11 protein-coding genes are annotated in these 15,299 nt (G+C 60.3%); 3 read left to right on the top strand and 8 right to left on the bottom strand.

Going from position 1 to position 15,299, the window contains the following annotated elements; genetic code table 11:
* The first annotated feature begins 265 nt into the window (after positions 1-265).
* Both ompF and AC6I7Z_RS07135 read left to right on the top strand, forming a co-directional pair.
* Complete coding sequence (gene ompF / locus AC6I7Z_RS07140) at positions 266-1,372, top strand: porin OmpF (RefSeq protein ID WP_497813667.1); 1,107 nt, start codon at positions 266-268, stop codon at positions 1,370-1,372.
* Between the two features lie 208 nt (positions 1,373-1,580).
* Positions 1,581-2,771: an amino acid aminotransferase gene (locus AC6I7Z_RS07135; RefSeq protein ID WP_497813666.1), complete on the top strand. Its 1,191-nt coding sequence runs from the start codon at positions 1,581-1,583 to the stop codon at positions 2,769-2,771.
* 98 nt (positions 2,772-2,869) lie between these two features.
* Here AC6I7Z_RS07135 and AC6I7Z_RS07130 read toward each other — a convergent pair whose 3' ends face one another.
* From AC6I7Z_RS07130 to cmoM, 7 genes are all read right to left on the bottom strand, one after another.
* Positions 2,870-3,499, bottom strand: a complete 630-nt coding sequence (locus AC6I7Z_RS07130; protein WP_497813665.1) for an MBL fold metallo-hydrolase — start codon at positions 3,497-3,499, stop codon at positions 2,870-2,872.
* A 39-nt stretch (positions 3,500-3,538) separates the two neighbouring features.
* Positions 3,539-4,087 carry a peptidoglycan L,D-endopeptidase MepK gene (gene mepK, locus AC6I7Z_RS07125; protein ID WP_033751243.1) on the bottom strand — a complete coding sequence of 183 codons (549 nt, stop codon included), beginning with the start codon at positions 4,085-4,087 and terminating at the stop codon, positions 3,539-3,541.
* 188 nt (positions 4,088-4,275) lie between these two features.
* Positions 4,276-6,084: a L,D-transpeptidase gene (gene ldtD / locus AC6I7Z_RS07120; RefSeq protein WP_497813664.1), complete on the bottom strand. Its 1,809-nt coding sequence runs from the start codon at positions 6,082-6,084 to the stop codon at positions 4,276-4,278.
* Positions 6,085-6,237: 153 nt separating this feature from the next.
* On the bottom strand, positions 6,238-10,713 hold the full coding sequence (gene mukB, locus AC6I7Z_RS07115; protein WP_497813663.1) for a chromosome partition protein MukB: 4,476 nt from the start codon (positions 10,711-10,713) through the stop codon (positions 6,238-6,240).
* Positions 10,710-11,426, bottom strand: coding sequence for a chromosome partition protein MukE (gene mukE / locus AC6I7Z_RS07110; RefSeq protein WP_048784654.1), 717 nt, complete (start codon positions 11,424-11,426; stop codon positions 10,710-10,712). The genes mukB and mukE overlap by 4 nt, the downstream gene beginning before the upstream one ends.
* Positions 11,407-12,729 carry a chromosome partition protein MukF gene (gene mukF, locus AC6I7Z_RS07105; RefSeq protein ID WP_033751254.1) on the bottom strand — a complete coding sequence of 441 codons (1,323 nt, stop codon included), beginning with the start codon at positions 12,727-12,729 and terminating at the stop codon, positions 11,407-11,409. The genes mukE and mukF overlap by 20 nt, the downstream gene beginning before the upstream one ends.
* On the bottom strand, positions 12,726-13,511 hold the full coding sequence (gene cmoM / locus AC6I7Z_RS07100) for a tRNA uridine 5-oxyacetic acid(34) methyltransferase CmoM (RefSeq protein WP_497813662.1): 786 nt from the start codon (positions 13,509-13,511) through the stop codon (positions 12,726-12,728). The genes mukF and cmoM overlap by 4 nt, the downstream gene beginning before the upstream one ends.
* A 125-nt stretch (positions 13,512-13,636) precedes the next feature.
* Between cmoM and elyC the strand changes: the two genes are divergently transcribed.
* Entirely contained in the window at positions 13,637-14,422 is a 786-nt protein-coding gene (gene elyC, locus AC6I7Z_RS07095) for an envelope biogenesis factor ElyC (protein ID WP_497813661.1), read from the top strand.
* Here elyC and AC6I7Z_RS07090 read toward each other — a convergent pair.
* Positions 14,402-15,295 carry a fructosamine kinase family protein gene (locus tag AC6I7Z_RS07090; RefSeq protein WP_497813660.1) on the bottom strand — a complete coding sequence of 298 codons (894 nt, stop codon included), beginning with the start codon at positions 15,293-15,295 and terminating at the stop codon, positions 14,402-14,404. The two genes, elyC and AC6I7Z_RS07090, sit on opposite strands and share 21 nt — an antisense overlap.
* Positions 15,296-15,299 lie beyond the last annotated feature (4 nt).

Below are 15,299 nucleotides of genomic sequence, written 5' to 3'. Positions count from 1 at the left end.
CGAGGTCGGCTCTGCCGGCCTTTTTTTATTTTTGTAAATTTTGAGTTCTCTCACAAAGTTCCCAGATATTTACATTTTGTAATACAAATTTGCTTTTAGAAACCAGATTACGAGTTTAGTAGCATTTTCAGTGTGGCATATCCTGCTTCGGGATGGAAAGATGCGTGCAGACACAGGAAGACACCAAACTTCTCTCAGGGTTCCGTAACGGTTTCTTGACGGCAGTGGCAGGTGTCCGAATAAACTCCAATGAGGGTAATAAATAATGATGAAGCGCAACATTCTTGCAGTGGTTATCCCTGCTCTGTTAGCTGCCGGCGCAGCAAACGCAGCAGAAATTTATAATAAAGACGGCAATAAGCTGGATCTGTACGGCAAAGCTGTTGGTCTGCACTATTTTTCTGATAATGACGGCAACGATGGCGATAAAACTTATGTTCGCTTCGGCTTCAAGGGTGAAACTCAGATCAATGACCAGCTGACCGGTTACGGCCAGTGGGAATACAACGTTCAGGCCAACAACTCTGAAGGTTCTGACGCGCAAGATGGCAACCGTACCCGTCTGGGCTTTGCCGGTCTGAAATTTGGCGATGCGGGTTCAATCGACTACGGTCGTAACTACGGCGTTGTTTACGACGCAATCGGCTGGACCGATATGCTGCCAGAATTCGGCGGCGACTCTGGCTACTCAGACAACTTCATGAACGGTCGTAGCACCGGTCTGCTGACCTACCGCAACAAAAACTTCTTCGGTCTGGTAGATGGCTGGGACTTCGCGGCACAGTATCAGGGCAAAAACGAGCGTTCTGACATTCGTCGCGCCAACGGCGACGGCTGGGGCCTGTCAACTTCCTACACCTCGCCGATCGGCCTGGGCATCGTAGGCGCATACAGCAGCAGCGATCGTACCGACAGCCAGGCGTCTGGCGTAGTCGCTCCGGATGGTTCTGTTGTTGGTCAGGGCAAACGCGCTGAAAACTGGGCAACTGCAATCAAGTATGACGCCAACAACGTCTACCTGGCGGCTTACTACGGTGAAACCCGTAACTCTACGCCGTTCGATCTGGCAACCGGTCCGACCACCACTACGACTGCTTACGCCAACAAAGCGCAGAACATCGAGCTGGTTGCACAGTATCAGTTCGACTTCGGTCTGCGTCCGTCTATCGCCTACGTGCAGTCTAAAGGCAAAGACATCGAAGGCGTGGGCGATGCTGACCTGGTTAAATACATCGACGTGGGCGCAACCTACTACTTCAACAAAAACATGTCGACCTATGTTGACTATCAGATCAACCAGCTGGATGACAACAACCGCCTGGGTCTGAACACCGACGACGTTGTAGCGGTAGGTCTGGTTTACCAGTTCTAAGTTACCTGTCGCAGAAAAAACGGAGCCTCGGCTCCGTTTTTTTATGCCTGCTATTCACCGTATAACGGCACCTTTCTGTTTTTTGCCATAAGCCACTTGAATGACCAACGTCCGCCGACGATTTTTTGCGTAAACGGTTGGCAATGCGCAGCGCTGACGTTAACCTGAAGGCTCATTTCGTTAAAGTTCACGCTACTGGACACGACTCATGTTTGAATCTATCTCTGCGGCACCTGCCGATCCTATTCTTGGGCTGGCCGATCTGTTTCGCGCTGACGACCGCCCGCACAAAATCAACCTTGGCATCGGCGTTTATAAAGATGAAACCGGCAATACGCCGGTGCTCACCAGCGTAAAAAAAGCCGAGCAGTATCTGCTGGAAAACGAAACCACCAAAAACTATCTCAGCATTGATGGCCTGGCCGATTTTGCGCGCTGCACCCAGGAGCTGCTGTTTGGCGCAGAGAATTCGCTGATCGCCGCTGGCCGCGCGCGCACCGCGCAGACTCCTGGCGGCACCGGCGCGCTGCGCGTCGCCGCAGATTTTCTCGCCACGCAGACGACAGTCAAGCGCGTCTGGGTGAGCAACCCCAGCTGGCCTAACCATAAAAACGTCTTTAACGCCGCCGGTCTGGAAGTGTGCGAATACGCTTACTACGACGCGGAGCAGCACCAGCTCGATTTCGACGGCATGCTGGCTGCGCTGCAGGAAGCCAAAGCCGGCGACGTGGTGCTGTTCCACGGCTGCTGCCATAACCCAACCGGCATCGATCCGACGGCGGAACAGTGGAGCCAGCTGGCGCAGCTCTCTCAGGCCAAAGGCTGGCTGCCGCTGTTCGATTTCGCCTATCAGGGCTTTGCGCGCGGCCTGAATGAAGATGCGGAAGGCTTGCGTATTTTCGCCGCCTCGCATCAGGAGCTGATTGTCGCCAGCTCATACTCCAAGAACTTCGGCTTATATAATGAGCGCGTCGGCGCCATTACGCTGGTTGCCGCCGATGCGGCCACCGCAGAGACCGCCTTCAGCCAGGTGAAGTACACCATTCGCGCCAACTACTCTAACCCGCCAGCGCACGGCGCCGCGGTGGTGGCGACCATACTGAGCAATCAGGCGCTGCGTACCATCTGGGAGCAGGAGCTGACCGATATGCGTCAGCGCATTCAGCGCATGCGTCAGCTGTTTGTGAATACCCTGGCGGAGAAAGGCGCCACGCGCGACTTCAGCTTTATCATTCAGCAGAACGGCATGTTCTCTTTTAGCGGCCTGACCAAAGATCAGGTTATCCGCCTGCGTGACGAGTTTGCCGTCTATGCGGTGAATTCAGGTCGGGTTAATGTCGCGGGCATGACGCCGGATAATATGTCGGCGCTGTGCGAGGCGATTGTCGCAGTGCTGTAAATCAGCCACGTTTCCCGCGCCTGCGCGGGAAGCTTCGCGCTGAGACGCTCGCAGTTGGCGTGCGTCAGAAGAGAGAATGGGCCGCTACGGCCCATTTTTTATTGCAGAAAGGGGTTGCTGATACGTTCACGTCCCAGCGTCGACATGGCGCCGTGGCCGGGCACGAAGGTGATATCGTCGCCCAGCGGCAGCAGCTTCTCTTTAATCGAGGCGATCAAATCCTGATGGCTGCCCTGCGGGAAGTCGGTCCGCCCTACGCCGCCATGGAAAATCACATCGCCGGAAATCAGCAGGCGTCCTGCGCGATCGAAAAAGACGATATGGCCCGGCGTGTGGCCTGGCGTATGCAGGATCGTCAGCTCGACGTCGCCGACCTGCACGCTGTCGCCCTCCTCCAGCCAGCGATCCGGCGTAAAGGGCGCGCACTCCGCCAGACCAAACATCCGGCTCTGCGTCGGCAGCGCTTCCAGCCAAAAGGCGTCCAGGCGGTGCGGACCGACAATCGGCGCCTGATAGTGCGCCGCCAGGTCCGCCGCGGCGCCAACGTGATCGAGATGGCCGTGCGTCAGTAAAATCTGGCGCGGTGTAAGATTGAGCTGCTGGAGCGTTTCGATAATGGTCGCCGCATCGCCGCCCGGATCGACCAGGGCGGCGTCGCGCGTCGCCTCACACCAGATAACCGAACAGTTCTGCGCAAAGGCGGTAACAGGAATAATGTGGTAGTTCATAACGCTCCATGACCGGCGCACGCAGCGTTGCCGGCGTCGTTACCAGTGCCGTACCGGCCCGGTATCAATATGAACGAAGTTGCTGCGAGGATAATATCCTACACCACCGGCGCGCATTGTTAAGGCCGCTTTGCGAATGTTATTCAGCGCGATGCCTTCGATGTGAAAATCCATCGCCTGACCTTTGGTGTGGTAGCTGTGCTTCGCCACGCCCGGGCCGCTTTCGCGCAGCATATTGTTGGTCGCCAGCGAGCGATAGCCGGAGATCAGCTGAATCGGCTTACGGGTCTCGAGCAGCGCCTGCAGGCGATAGATCTGATCGAAAAGATGAGGATCGATGCTTTTCGTCAGATTGGCGCGATAATCGCGGAAAAAGTGGTTCAGACGAGCCAGCTCGCTCTTATCGTAACTTTTCCCATTAAAAAACTCAGTTTTAAGGGTTTCACCGGTGTGAAGATTGCTCAGCGTCAGCACGCGAGGACGCGACGTTGAAAGCGAGGCCATAGCTGCGTTGGGCAGCAGCGCCATGCCGGCCGCGGCCGTTCCGCCAAGAAGCAATTTGCGACGTGTTAAGTTAAAACTGGACATGAAAAACGGTTACCTGAGATTGAAGCCATCGAAATGTGCAAAAACCGCACAAGGCCGCACCATAACCGGCCATCCGGATTACGTCAACCCGCGGTAAAGAGGTTTGTGCGGCGATCCCGGACGGGATCGCCATTCTGGAATCCTTATCGCAGCGGCGGCGAAAAGGAACAGGGTTGGAAAATCAAGGATTAGAGCAGCAGCTGTCCAGCGCGCGCCAGCGCCTGACTGCCGGAACGGGCAGGATTATCATAATTGTAAATATCTGTGCGGAACTGCGGCTTGCCGTCATCGGCTACCCAGGCAGTCAGATAGTACAAATTCACCGGAATGCGGTGTCGAATCGGCACGTAGCGCGTATCGCCCTGTTTTAACTGGTCGGAAATGCGTGAATCATTCCAGCCAGCATCCTGCAGCAGCACTCCCGCCAGCTCTGACGCTTTGTTGACGCGCACGCAGCCTGAGCTCAGTGCGCGGATATCGCGCTGAAACAGGGCGTGGTTGGGCGTGTCGTGCAGGTAGATGGCGTCCGAGCTGGGCATGTTGAACTTATAGCGGCCCAGCGAGTTGGTGTTGCCCGGCGCCTGACGCAGCCGATAGGGGAACGACGAGGCGGATACCATGCTCCAGTCAATCATGCTGGGATCGATCACCTCTGCGTCCGCGCTCCAGCCGGAGAGCAGCGTATAGCCGTGCTTGTAGAGATAATTCGGATCCTGCTTCACCTTGGGAATAATATCCTGACGCACCAGCGTTGTCGGCACGTTCCACGGTGGGTTAAGCACCACGTTATTCAGCGCGCTGCGCATCAGCGGCGTTTTACGATCGGGACGGCCGACAATCACGCGCGACGACAGGATCTTGTTGCCGTTGTTGTAGTAGGTCAGCGAAAAGTTGGGAATGTTGACCATGATGCCGTTGTGCATATCGTCCGGCAGCAGGCGCAAACGCTGAATATTCAGCGCCAGCAGCGCGGCGCGCATCTGCGGCGTGACGTTGAGCCATTCGCGGGTGCGCGGACCGACCGCGCCGTCGCCGCCTAATCCCTGCCACTGCTGGAAGCGTTTAACGCCCTCCACTAGCGCGGCGTCATAGACGTTGTCGCTAACCGCGTCAGCGGCGCCATTCTGCACGTTGCCTGTCTGCTGCGGCGTCTGTGCGGCGAGATCGCCGACGCTGGCCGCTGAAGGGCTAACCGCCGCGGGCTGACCACTCTGGTTCGCCGGAACCGGCGCAGTAGGCACCGCATCGTCCGCCGGGCCCGGCGCGACCGGCTGCGCGGAGAGCATGCCGGTGCGCTGTAAGATTTCGCGCAGCGCCGGAACGTCGTCGCTCACCTGACCCGGACGCAGCGTTTCGCGGTTTTTCAGCTGCGGCCAGGGACGCGAGTCGGTGAGCATCTGCTTCAGCGCGGCGTGCATCGGCGCATATTGCGGGTGCTGCGGCACCAGCGAGGCGACAAATGCGGCGGAGCCGCCCGCCAGCACTGCGTTTTGCCACTGGTTCACTACCGATACCGGCGGCTGCGCCAGCTTGTAGGGCACGTTGCTGTAGAGCCAGCTTTCACCCTGGGTCGGCACGCTGGAGACGAACTGCAGATAGCCCAGCATCGCGTCGCTGAGCACCACGTCGCGCGCGAAGCCGTTGATGCCAGGATCGGTCAGACGATCGACCCAGCGCGTAAACTGCGGCTGCACGCCCGACATGGCGATTTCCGCCAGCTGCTGCTGGAACTGCTGCACCGCCGCGCGATCCTGCCACATCGGCTGCATATTGTGCGCCGCATAGAGCGTCGCCAGCGAGGCTAAATAGAACGGCGGCTCTTTGCCGGCGAACGCCTGACGCAGGCGCTGCTGGCTATCGCTGACTGAAATGGTCGCGTGCGTAGTACCGGGTAACGCTGCAATAACCGCCGCATGCGTCAGATGCAGCGGCGTCAAGGCCAGCGCGAGCGCCAGCAGTGAAAACAGATAATTGTTGGTTTTATTGGTCAGCAACATCCCTGCCCCCTTATTTGTTTACCACGCAGCGTTTCCTGGATCCGCTGCAACTGGGCTGCTACTCATGACCTGAGTATACAAATAAAAAACGGCATTTGCCTCACAGGACAAATGCCGTTTACAGATTACCCAATGCGCTACTTATTAACCAGATTAAACCTGCGAGTTTTCCGCTTCCACCCCGGCTGACTCCTCGCTGTCGCGGCGCGTGGTCGGCGCATCGGCAGAGAAGCCGCGCAGACCGACTACGTGCACATGTTCAGTGTTATTGAACACTTTACGGACCAGCTTATAGGTAGTGCCTTTTTCCGGACTGATGTTTTCCGGCGCCGCGATCACCAGCTGCATCTCCAGACGCTCGCAGAGTTCAAACAGCGTGGCGATAGAGCGCGCATCCAGACGCGCCGCTTCGTCGAGGAACAGCAGACGGCAGGGAGAGATATCTTTGCCGCGCAGGCGGCGCGACTCCTCTTCCCAGCTCTGCACCACCATCACCAGGATCGACATCCCGGTGCCGATCGCCTCGCCGGTCGACAGCGCCCCGCTCTCGGCGCGCAGCCAGCCGTCGGAGCCGCGGTTGACCTCGACCTCCATCTCCAGGTAGTTGCGGTAGTCCAGCAGCTCTTCGCCGATGGTCTGCGGCGTGCGCTGACCCATGTCGATGTGCGGATTGAGGCGCTGATAGAGCTTCGCCAGCGCTTCGGAGAAGGTGAGACGGCTGCTGTTGAAGAGATCCTGATGCTGCTCATGCTCTTCCGACAGCGTATCCAGCAGCGTGGCGTGGGCTTCGCGCACGTTTACGTTAAGCCGCACGCTGCGCACCTGGCCGAAGCTCACCATCTGCAGCCCCTGGTTGAGCTGACGAATGCGGTTCTGCTCGCGCTGTATGGTTTTGCGAATAATATTCGACACGCTGCGCGAACTGATCGCCAGCGTCTGCTCGCGCGCCGTCAGCTCTTCGGTCAGACGGTTTAATTCGATTTCCATCTGCTCGATCGCCTCGACCGGATCGTCGGTGCGAATAATGTCCTGACGGATGCGCTCGCGCAGATGCTGATAGACGGCGATAAAGAACTGGATCTTGCGCTCGGGACGCTTCGGATCTTCCGACAGGCGCAGCACGTCGCGCAGATGCTCATTATCCGCTACCGCCAGACGCAGCGCGCCCAGCGCCTTATCCGACATCGAACGCAGCTCGTCGCCGCTCAGGTAGGCCAGCTCGCGACGGTGCAGACGCCGCTCGACGCCGTTCTCTTTTACCAGCCGCAGCACGTTGCACCAGCCCGCTTTGGCGCTCACCACCTGCTCGCGAATGCGGTGGTAGTCGCGCTCCAGCACGCGCAGCCGTTTCTGCAGGTTCTCCATTTCCGCTTCACAGAAGGTGAGCTGCTTTTCCAGCTGATTGCGACGGGCGCGGTTGTGGCTCAGCGCCGCGTAGAGCTCGTCGCGGCGAATGCGCGCGCGCTCTTCCGCGCTGGCGTCGGCGTGCACGCCGATCTCCTGCATCTCATGCAGCAGCTCTTTCAGCATGTCGCGCTTGGTGTCGTGCGAGCTTTTCAGGGAGGCCAGCACCTGGCTGTACTGCGCCATCTGCGCCCGCTGCTCGCGCAGGCGTTCGCGCGCGCGGCTGCGCTCGCCTTCCGCCTGCTCCAGCTGGCGACGCAGCTTATCGCTGAGATCGTTGTTGCCGTTCAGCATGCCGGCGGAGTCGCCGTAGCTGAAGTGGGCGCGACGCTGCACCACTTCCGTCAGCGCGAACGCCTGCTGACGCGCGACGCGCTGCTGCTGCTGCGCCTGCTGATAGTCCGCCTGCAGCTGTTCATGCTGCTCGGGATCGCTCTGCAACACGCCAATTAGCGACTCGAGCTTCGTCAGCTTCGCGCCGTGCTGATGCAGGAAACGCGCCGCCTCCTGCGCCTCTTCGACCTGCTCGCGAATTTCGTCGCAGCGATCGGCCAGCGTGTCGTCCAGCAGCAGATTGACGCGCGGCAGCAGGCGGTTTAGCTGCGCCACGCCCTCTTTCGCCAGCTCATACTGCTGGCGCTGCTGCTGATTGTCGCTTTCATGCTGCGCCAGCGCGCGCTCCAGCTCGGTGCGACGGGCGTTGAACTGGCGGATCTGCGCTTCGGGATCTTCCTCGAAGGCAACCGCCAGATGGGTGCCGATAAAGCGGCTGAACGACTGATGCAAACGCTGCGTTTTCTGCACGTCGAACGAGAGCGTGGCGTAGCGTTCCGCCAGGCGATCGCGCTCGAGGTGCAGCTGCTCCAGCTGATTTTCACGCGCGGCGCGGCCGAACAGCGGCACTTTTGGAAAGCGTGAATAGCGCCACTGACGCTCCGCCACCTTCACCACCACCGCGTTCTGCAGCTCTTCCACGGCGAAGACGCTGTCGTCGAACGACTGCGGATCGCCCTCAATCAGGTAGAGATCTTCCGGGCACTCTTCCAGACCGTCGAGCTGCTCGCGCACCAGCGACAGATCCGGCACCACGATAGCGTGGCGCGACGGGCCGTAGAGCGCCGAGAAGTAAGGCGCGTCCTCCAGCGTGACGTCGTCGTAAATTTCAGAAAGCAGCACGCCGCCGAAGCGTTCCGCCAGCTGCGTCAGGCGCGCATCTTCCGCGCCGCCAGGCTGGCTGAGACGTTCAATTTTACGTTCGACGCTGCGTTTGCGCGCGGCGACCTCGTCACGCTCTACCGTGGTTTCGCGCTCGCGCTCCAGCAGCTGCTGCATGTATTCGGTGATCTGCTGGCTGTTTTCCAGCGCCTCGCCGGTCTGCTCGCTGAGCTGCGTCAGGATCTCCTGCGCCGCCAGCCAGTGCGGCGCGCGCGAGGTCAGCGTTGCAATGCGCTCGCGCAGCGACTCCAGCTCCTGGCGCATCACCATGCGGCGTTCGCCCGCATCGGAGACGCTGGCGTTGAGCTGTTCGATCTGCGCTTCCAGCTCGCTATGCAGCCCTTCCAGCGCGTCGGCGTCATAGTGCGCGCCCTGCCGTTTGCAGAACTCCGCCAGCAGGCGCTCCGCCTCATGCTGCTCGCGCAGACGCTGCTCCATCTCATTCAGGCGCAGGCGCAGCGACGAGAGCTGCTCGGCGTAGTGACGCTGATTGGCGGCGTCGCGCAGCAGCTCGCGGCCGGTTTGCCAGGCTTCCTGGCGCGGCACGTCGCCGGCGATGCTGGTCACCAGCGCCAGCGCCTGCTCGAACTGGCTGTGCGCCGCTTCCGCCACGCTCAGCTTCTGTTCCAGACGCAGCAGGGTATCCGTCGCTTCTTCTTCGGTCGCCTGGAAACGCGCCTGCCATTCGTCGGCGTTGTCGATGGTCAGATCGGGCAGCTGGCACAGCGTCTTCGCGCGCTCCAGCGCCTGCAGCGCCTGCTGATACTGAATCGCCCGCGTCTGCTGCACGTCGAGCGCCTGCTGGAAATCGGCCAGCTGGTTTTTCAGCTCGTCAACCTCCAGCTCCGCCGCTTCGGCGCGCGCTTCGTTCTCTTCCTGCGCTTCGCGCGCTTCCGCCACCACTTCGTTCTGCTCTTCCAGACGATGCGTCAGCTCATCGAGGTCAGCTTCGTAGCGCTCGATTTTTTCCTGCTGGCGCATTGCGGTCTGCACCAGATTGAGGTGATCGCTGGCGGCCTGATAGTCCGCTTCCAGATCGTTCTCCGCCCCGCCGTGCTCGGCAAGCTCGCGCGCCATCTCGATATGGCGATACTGCTCCGTGGCCAGCTGTTTACGGCTGGAGAGGAGATCGCGGCGCAGCTGCAGCGCGCCGTCGAGATGAATACGTCGCTCGTTAGCGTGACGCATATAGTCCGCCGAGACGTAGCTGGTGGCTTCGGAGATCAGATGCTTAAACAGGTCGCGATCGGACTGCGTGACGCGGATCGCCTCCAGCGTCATGCGGTTTTCGCGCAGCGCCGCTTCCATATCCTGAAACGCTTTGCGCACGCCGCCGTTTTCCGGCAGCAGGTAGTCGCGCAGCGAGCGGGTGATGGCGCTGGAGATGCCGCCGTAGAGCGACGCTTCGATCAAACGGTAGAATTTGCTGCGATCGCCGGCGGAGCGCAGGCGGCGCGGTACAATGCCGTGCTCAAACATCATCGCGTGGTAGTCGGTGACCGAGCTGAACTGGCGGAATTGCACTTCTTCCTGCGCTTCGACGCGATCTTTGACCTCGCTCAGCGGCAGCACGCGCGCCTGGCGGCTATTCATAATCTCGGTCAGCATGTCGGTCGGCTGGCTATCCATCGGCAGCCCGTGAATGCTGAACGGTTTGATATCGACCTTTTTATCGCGGCCGGCTACCTGCTGCAGACGCACGCCGGCGATAACGCGCTGGTGACGCGAGTTGATCACGTCGAGCACCGCGTAGCAGACGCCGGCGCGCAGCTTGCCGTGCAGGCCCTTATCGCGCGAACCGCTGGTAGCGCCCGCCTCCGTGGTGTTACGGAAGTGCAGCAGCGTCAGATCCGGGATCAGCGCCGTTACGAAGGCGGCCATAGTGGTGGATTTGCCTGCGCCGTTGCCGCCCGACAAGGTGGTGACCAGTTCGTCGAGATCAAAAGTGCGGGCAAAAAAGCCGTTCCAGTTGATCAGGGTAAGCGAACGAAATTTTCCGCGTTCAATCATGCCTGTTCTTCCTCCGCGCTATCACTCGCGTCGCTGTCAATATCATCCTGCTCGCTGGTCGCGCTCACGCTGTCGAGCGCCATGGCTTCGCCGTCGCGGATCAGGCGCAGCTGCGCCTCACGCGGATCGTCGCCGCTGCGCACGTCGGCGCCGAAGCGAAACACCGATTCGGTAATGCGGAATTTGCTGCTGTCGTTGCCCATAAACCACACCATGCCGAGTCGACGCAGTCGGCTCAGCGAGGCGCGCATTTTCTCCTGCAGCCTGGCGCGATCGAGATCGGAGCCGGTGGAGCGCTGGTTCACCAGCTTGAGCAGCTTGTTCTCGTCAGCCAGCGCCAGCAGCTCGTCATACAGCTCCTGCTGGGTAAAGATGCCTTCGTTCGCCAGACGCTCCGGGCTGAGATAGAGGTAGCAGAGCAGCTTGCCGACCATCATATCCAGCTCAGAGAGCACCGAGCGCGGGATCAGCGTGGTGGAGCGCGGACGCAGGTAGAAAAAGCCCTCTGGCGCGCGAATTAACTCGACGTTGTAGCGGGCGTAAAACTCTTCCAGGAAAGTCTGGTAGTCCATCAGAAAAGCGTGCTGGTCCAGCTCTTCGATGCCGATATGGCGACCGGCGCGCAGCTGGCTGTCGAGCGCGGGAAAAATCGGGTTCGCCAGTGCCTGCGCCAGCTTAAGCGGCATCACTTGTTCAATATTTGTCGATGACATGTGCCTGCACCTTGGCTCCGTAATCATTAATGGCCTGCCACTGCGCGGGCAGACCGGCTAAATCGGCTTCCGCCACGCCGAGACGCACCGCCTGATCGACGACGATACGCGCCAGGTCAAAGTGGCGCGCGCGCGGATACTGGGCAAGATAGTCGCGCATCACCGTGGCGAGGTTGAGCGGTTTCTGTTCGGATTTGTAGCTCAGCAGCGCCTCTTCGATCATCGCCGCCAGCTGTTCGCGGATCTCGTTGAACTCTTCATATTCCAGCTCGGCGGGCAGTTCGCCCATTACCTCGTCGTTGCGCAGCGTCAGATCCTCGTCGCGCATATCAAACAGGCGATCGGCGCTGGCGTAGGTCAGCACCCACGGCTGGTCGAAGTAGTTCTGCACCGACTGGCGCAAGCGCTGCGCAAAGACGCGGTTCTTGTCCATATCGATAGCGGTTCGAATGAATTTGTGGACGTGGCGGTCATAGCCGATCCACAGGTCGATCGCCTGCTGGCCCCAGCTGATAATGCGGTCCAGCTTGTTTTGCAGATCGAACACCAGCTTATCGACAAAGCCGAGATCGGGGCTGCTGAGCGTGGCGTCCTGGATGCGCAGCAGGTTGGCCTGCAGCTTATCGCCCGCCGCCTCCAGCGTATCCTGCAGCTCGCGCAGCGTGCCGGAGGTCTCCGACAGCAGCATTTCGCAGCTGGAGATCGCCGCGCGCCAGTCTTTGTTCAGCAGATCGGCGATATCGTTCTTGACCGCCTGCTGCTGTTCATCCATCAGGCGCTGCGTCATGTCGATGCTGTCGAAGATTTCGGCCACGGAATATTTCAGCGGCGCGAAGACGTTGCGGTGCCAGTGGAACTCATCGCCATCCTCTTCCGCCGCATCGGCGGCGCGCTTCAGCTCGCCCGCCACGATCGACAGCTGCATCGACAGGCGCAGCGTCGAGAATTCGCGCTGGCGGATGTAGTAGTCGGTGATGCCGATCGCCAGCGGCGTCAGACGATAAATGGCGTGCCCTTCCGTCATCTCGCTGGTAAAGCGGTTGATCAGACGCTGGCGCACCATATCGTTGATGGCGTTGTTGGCGCGCACCACCACGGTTTCATGGGTTTGCTCAAAGGCTTTGCTGACGTGCTGAAAAGCGTCGATCAGCTCGCCCTCACTCATTTCGCCGTCCATTCGCTCGCCGTTCAGGGTGGCGATGGCCAGCAGAAAAGCCAGACGATCGACCGGCAGCGCAAGGGAAAAGTCATTCTTGCGCGCCCAGCTGACCAGCTCGGGTACCGTCTGGGAAAATTCACTCATAGTTCGTCCTTCTGCCCTGGTTTACGCGCGGTCACGTGGATGTAGCGTCCCAGGCTTAAAAAGGGTTCCTGGCGACAGTAGCGTCGCTCCATCTCAAGAATGCTCGCGTCGCCTCCGCCGTCCGCCGGCGGGGCTTTCATGTAGTCGCTGAAGACGCGCACGCCCGTACGCTGCTCGATCTCAAAGCCGCACGCGGCGAGCCAGCGATAGACATCCTCTGGATCGCGCGGGTAATCCGGCGACAGGGAGCGCTTCTTCTGCTTCGCCATATTGACGCGCAGATAGCCGAAGTTCCCCAGCGTCAGGTTGCGAAACACCAGGCTGTGGCGGTTAAAAAACATCAGCGACATCACGCCGCCGGGGCGCAGCGCGTCAAACAGCGCCTGCAGCGCTTTTTCAGGCTCTGCGACCCACTCAAGCACAGCGTGAAACAATACCAGATCCACCGGCGTATCCAAATGATCGCCCACCTGCTGCACGGCGATTTGTCTGAATTGCATGTTATGGATCACCTGCTGGGCCTCGGCATGCTGCTGCGCCCGGCGCAGCATCTCCGCCGAGAGATCGCACAGCAGGATCTGGTGGCCGCGCTGCGCCAGCCCGCTGGAGATTTGCCCCAGCCCGCCGCCGGCATCCAGCACGCGCAGCGGCGCCGCGCCGAGCGTCGGCAGAATCGCCTCAAGCTCGTCCCAGAGGATCGCCTGACGCACCATCCCTTTGGTGGTGCCGTAAATATTTTGCGAAAATTTTTCCGCGAGATCGTCGAAGTTACGATCCTGCATGGCGTGGGCTCCGGTATGCTGCGCTCAGACTTGTGCTATTTTGTCACAGGCTCATGAAGAATGAACCTTTCATCCCCTTCTTCCTTTCCAGCTGCTGTTTTTTCGGACAACAAGGAGTTTTTTTGATGTTTTTTGGACTGAAAAAACTAACAGGCGGTCTGTTGATGCCTTTACCGCTGCTGCTGCTGTTGATGGCAGCGGGTATTTTACTGCTTTGGTTTAGCCGATGGCACAAAAGCGGCAAAATTTTAGTCTCGCTGAGCTGGGCGCTGCTGCTGCTGTTGAGTCTGCAGCCGGTCGCCGATCGCCTGCTGCTGCCGCTGGAGTCACGTTACCCTACCTGGAACGGCAGCGAGAAGGTCGATTTTATCGTGGTGCTGGGCGGCGGCTACACCTTTAACCCCGACTGGGCCCCGAGTTCGAACCTGATCGGCAACAGCCTGCCGCGCGTTGCCGAAGGCGTGCGCCAGTGGCGACGCAACCCGCAGGCAACGATGATCTTCACCGGCGCCGCCGCCGGACAGAACCCCGTCAGCAACGCGCAGGTCGCCGCCTCGGTCGCGCTGAGCCTGGGCGTGCCGCCAGATCATATTCAGGTGCTGGATCGGCCGAAAGATACCGAACAGGAGGCGCGCGCGGTGCGCGGCGTCGTCGGCCAGCGCCCCTTCCTGCTCGTCACCTCCGCCAATCATATGGCGCGCGCCCTGAATTTCTTTCACGCTGCCGGCTTAACGCCGCTTGCCGCGCCCGCCAATCAGCTGGCGATCGCTTCGCCGCTTAACTGGTGGGAGCGCGCGATCCCTTCGCCGCTCTGGCTGAGCCACAGCGACCGGGTCGTCTATGAGACGTTGGGACAGGCGTGGCAGTGGCTAAAAGGTGGCGACGCGCCCTCAGCCGAGCCAGGGCAGTAGCTGCGCATGGGCGTGATCGAAGCGCGCGCGGTCGAATTCGCCATACTGCACCAGACCGTCGATGCAGTCCCACAGCTGATAAAGCCAGCGCCGCCAGAGAAAGCCTTCGGAGACCGGCGCGCACTGTAGATAGCGCGCCATCAGCGCCTGCTCCGCCGGACTTTCGCCCAGCTGCATCAGCTCATATTCGCGCGGCCCCCATAAAATGGCGCCGGGCTGGGTCATCGCCAGCAGCTGATCGCTGCGCGCATTTTTGACAATGCTGGTGAGACGCAGATTGCCATGCAGCATGACGCAGGGATCGTCGAAGTCGCGAAACAGATGCGCCAGCTGCTCGCGGCTGCGAAACAGCACCTGGCGGTCGGCATGGGTGAACGCGGGTGGCTGCAGGTAGCTGAGCGTGGACCAGAGCACTTCCACGCGCTGATGGAACCAGGCAGGCCAGCTGTTTTGCTGGGTGCTGTCGACGGTGCCGACCAGGCCATGTCCGCTGATGCGATGCCAGGCGAGCAGTCCTTCCACCACCTCTTCGCACAGCTGCTGCCAGCGAGCGGCGTCGCGGGTCGGCGCTTCGGCGGAGACGCCGTTCAGCCGCGCCATCAGCAGCATTTCATGCGCCGGCGGCTGCTGGCTCAGCACCAGACCATAAACCGCCGGCACGGCGATCAGCCCTTCATGGCCGAGCAGCGCCAGCTTTTTCGCCTCAAGCGCGGCACGTCCCTGATGACGGAAATATTTCGCCACCAGCGGCATCGGTTTGTCCTGGCGATCGTAGAGCGCATAGAGCCGCGTCGGCGGCTGTTCGCTGATGGTTTCGAGCCGGCCGACCGTCTCGCCCAGCACCAGCGAGAGTTCAGATTTGAGACTTTCCATGCAT

It is taken from the genome of Pantoea sp. X-Soil-MYKO-1289 (assembly GCF_059730625.1).
Note: the sequence above shows the minus strand (reverse complement) of the source record. Positions and strands in the feature narration are given on the sequence as shown.